General features: G+C 64.9%; 1 protein-coding gene, 3 pseudogenes and 1 riboswitch. Of the genes and pseudogenes, 3 read left to right on the forward strand and 1 reads right to left on the reverse strand.

Annotation, left to right across the window (positions count from 1 at the left end; genetic code table 11):
• Positions 1 to 159 precede the first annotated feature (159 nt).
• Together NBW84_RS16105 and NBW84_RS16110 are read left to right on the forward strand one after the other, a co-directional pair.
• Positions 160 to 375 (forward strand): annotated as a pseudogene (locus NBW84_RS16105) (helix-turn-helix domain-containing protein); the annotation flags it as partial.
• Between the two features lie 103 nt (positions 376 to 478).
• Positions 479 to 805 (forward strand): annotated as a pseudogene (locus NBW84_RS16110) (tyrosine-type recombinase/integrase); the annotation flags it as partial.
• Positions 806 to 936: 131 nt separating this feature from the next.
• On the opposite strand, the pseudogene NBW84_RS16115 reads toward NBW84_RS16110, so the two are convergent.
• Positions 937 to 1,239, reverse strand: a pseudogene (locus tag NBW84_RS16115) (transposase); the annotation flags it as partial.
• A gap of 706 nt (positions 1,240 to 1,945) precedes the next feature.
• A riboswitch (cyclic di-AMP (ydaO/yuaA leader) is annotated at positions 1,946 to 2,092 on the forward strand.
• A 4-nt stretch (positions 2,093 to 2,096) separates the two neighbouring features.
• On the opposite strand from NBW84_RS16115, the gene NBW84_RS16120 reads away from it, so the two are divergent.
• On the forward strand, positions 2,097 to 2,444 hold a 348-nt coding region (locus NBW84_RS16120), incomplete at its 3' end, for a transglycosylase family protein (RefSeq protein ID WP_250285566.1).

Genomic DNA, 2,444 nt, shown 5'->3' on the forward strand with positions numbered 1-2,444 from the left:
GGGGATCGGCCCCGACGCCCCCAGCGGGAGGTGCGGCTCGATCAGCTCCCACTCGCCGTCGGTCAGGTCGCCACGGGTCATACAACCGTGCTACCAGCCGGAGCATCCGAACGCGAAAGACGATCATCCCGCCTGTGATCCGGACTCGGAACAGGTCCTAGTGCATGCCATCTGGCTGAGGAGCGCAGGCGACTGGGGCTGACTCAGCGTCAGGTGGCCGAGCTGATGGGTGTCTCCCCGGGCCGGGTGAGCCAGATCGAGAACGGTGATCTCGACGCCAACGAGGTCGCGACGCTGAGCCGGTACGCCCGGGCGCTGGGTGCCCGCATGCGGATCATCTTCGACTATGGCAACGACCTCCGCCAGATCGCCTGACCGGCCGTTGTCTTCCACGAAGCCATGATCGTTTCCGTTTGACCCCGCCCCCCACCGAACCGCCCAGCATGCGCGCCGGGAGAGCGCGGGCAAGAGGTGGAAGGAACACGGGCTGATCTTCCCGAGCACGGTCGGCACCCACATGGAGCCGCGGGGGCTGAACACCCACATGTCCAAGCTGTGCAAGCGCACCGGGCTCCCGCACCTTGGCTCACATGCGCTACGGCACACCGCGGCGACGATGGCTTGCGTCGACACCACCGTCATCGCGCTCTGGCTCGGCCACGAAAGCCCGACCAGCACCAGGGTCTACCTGCACGCCGACATGGCCCTCAAACAACAGGCGATCACCCGCACGGCCCCACCCGGCACCGTCTCGGCCCGCTACCAGCCGACAGACGCACTGCTTGCCTTCCTCGACGCGCTCTGACCGGAACGACCCCCGCGCCGTTATGCCGCGCCCACGAAGATCAGCCCGCTTCCTGACAAGTAACGGAGCAGGCAGCGCAGCATAACGGCCGGCCCGTCATAAGGCGTGTAATGCCGGCACCGGCATTAGGCTCCTTTCTTGATGAACCCGGTGTCGTCGATGACCAGCACCCCCTGCGGGGTCCCGAGGTGTTCGACCAGGTAGTCGCGGACGTCGTCGCGGGCCGCGTCGACATCCCAGTCGGCGGTCCGCAGCAGCCGCTGCATCCCGTCCGGCGACACCTCCTCGGCATGCTCGGCAATGGTCCAGCCGTTCTTGCGCTCCAGCTCGGAGAGCAGCCCCTCCAGATACCGGAGCATCCGCGCTCGGGGCTCAGCCCGGGCGAACCGGCCACCGACCCGTTCACATACCCGGTCAAGCTCGTCCCGCCACATCCCCACATCAACATCGTTCACGTCATGTACAACACCCGAGCAGCGCACACCCTGCCACCAAGTGCCGTTGCAGTATTAGGGCGGACTCGGGTATCAGTGGTGATGGTTCTGTTCCATACGGTCACCGGTGTCGAGAAACGTCATCGTTTCTCGACACCGCCGGGGATACCACCTTCCGACGGTACGAACCCTGCCACTTATCACGGCCATGTACTGCGGCAGGCCCCATCGTTTCGTCATTTTTTGTTCGGGTTCCAGTGTCCGAGAAAAGGGGCGGATTCCCGGGAGTCAGAATTATGGTTGTCTGCTGGGTCGCGTGGATGGTCATCCAGGGGATCGAGCTCTGCGCAGCCGCAGCCGCAGCCGCAGGTGCGCATGGATGGTCACGTCGCGACCTGCGACGCGGGCTGTCAGCAGAACTCGAAATTTCGGCGTTACTCAGTCGACCCGACTGTCCACAAAGCGTACGAAGATCTGCGCCAAAAGGCAGCAGCAATGTCACGGAGACGGTCTGCCGACTGTGACTGCTTAAATATAAGCGCACGCACGCGTGCGTTACCGGCAGTCAAGGTCGAAATCAAGTGTCGACGTTCAGTTGTGTACTTCTTCACCGCACCTTGCCGGCCGACCGGCCTTCGCGGCTAGGGTTCTGCCGTGCTTTCGCAAGGAGGGCACGCGTCGGACGAAACACGCCGAGTCCTGCCCCGTCCGATGATCGCCAAACCAACGGCAGGAGCGGGGGAACCACTTCCCGGGCGCCGCGAAGCGCCCTTGGGGTGAAGCCGCAAGATGCGGCCGGGCATTTCCCAGCCCGAACCCGACAGCTCACCTCGCAGGCGTGGGGAAAGGGCATCAAGATGTCCCATGCGCGTGCTCGGCATCGCGGAACCAGGCGGACCACAAGGTATACTCGCTCGCTAGTCGCCATTCCGACGCTTGCCGCCGCCATCGGCGGCGTCGGCATCGGAGTCTCGGGGCCCGCCAGCGCGGCACCATCCGAAGACCAGATATTGTCGGCAATTGTTCAATGCGAGTCCGGAGGCAACCCGACCACCGTCAACTCGATAGGCGCCGGCGGGCTGTTCCAGTTTCTTCCCGGCACGTGGCAGGCGGTCGGTGGAACCGGGCTGCCGCAGAACGCCAGCGTTGCCGAGCAATGGAAGCGTGCCCGGATCCTGTACGCCCAGCAGGGCACGGCTCCCTGG

It is taken from the genome of Protofrankia sp. CiP1_Cm_nod2 (assembly GCF_920664355.1).
Classification (GTDB): Bacteria; Actinomycetota; Actinomycetes; order Frankiales; family Frankiaceae; genus Protofrankia.